Consider the following 1,111-nt stretch of genomic DNA (forward strand, 5'->3'; position numbering starts at 1 on the left):
ATAAAAAACGACATAGAAAAGAAACTGGGACAAAACTAAAATACAGCCTTCTAAACACGAATAAAAAATAATTTTTTTCTAACTTTGAAATACTAGGACTTGGGTTAATAAAGTATGGATTCGAGATTAAAAATTAAAAAAACTGAACTATTATTCGATAATCGAGAAAATAGTTCAGTTTTAACCTAGATTTATATACTTTTGTTCATTAGCTCGGACGAACTAAAATTTTACATTCTTTTTTATCACTTATCAGTTTCTCAAAACCGTCTTCCACAATATTATCTAACGCTATAATACTTGTGATGACTGGTTCAACGTTCAATGAACCCTTCGACAACAAATCGATCGCTTGGGCAAAGATATTATTATACCCTAGAGAGGAATTGATTTTTTTCTCACTGACTACTTGAGTTGTCGGGTGATACGTAATTGGATTAGCGAACACACTTACAATCATGAACTCACCATTAGGTTTGATGCAGTCAAGTGATTGGTTGAAGGTGGCTTCCACACCAGCAACGTCAAAGGAAACATCCACTCCACCGTTTGTTTGTTCTTTAATAACTTGAACGGCATCCTCTTCCAGCGGATTGATTACAACATCTGCCCCCATTTTCAGTGCTAAATTTCTGCGTTCCTCACTAACCTCCGCTACGAAAATCTTACTAGCTCCTGCTGCTCTTAAGCTTTCAGATAACAGTAGTCCGATTGGTCCTGCCCCAAAAAGAGCGACACTATCGCCAATTTTGAACTTGCTTTTCCTAATTGCCTGCAATACAACAGCAAGAGGTTCTACTAAAGCTGCAAATTCATAGCTTAGTGAATCAGGCAATAAAAATACATTAGCCTCTTTCACTACAACATATTCAGCGAAGCCGCCGTTTTCGTGAATGCCATATGATTTCATATCAGGACAAATATTATAATTCCCTGTTTTACATGTATCACACTCACCACAGCCCCAAATAGGTTCAATAGCAACTCTGTCGCCAGCTTTAAATTTAGTTACATTACTGCCGACTTCAACAATCTCACCAGTAAATTCATGACCTAAAATCATTTTATCTTCTGTTACAAAGGTTTTATGTAAATATTCATGTAAATCTGT

1 protein-coding gene is annotated in these 1,111 nt (G+C 36.1%); it reads right to left on the reverse strand.

Features of this window, described 5'->3' with window-relative positions; translation table 11 throughout:
* Window positions 1–208: 208 nt before the first annotated feature.
* On the reverse strand, window positions 209–1,111 hold a 903-nt coding region (locus AB0G52_RS41320; RefSeq protein ID WP_361344503.1), incomplete at its 5' end, for a 2,3-butanediol dehydrogenase.

The sequence above is a fragment of the Streptomyces sp. NPDC021562 genome (genome assembly GCF_040640875.1).
GTDB lineage: Bacteria > Actinomycetota > Actinomycetes > Streptomycetales > Streptomycetaceae > Streptomyces.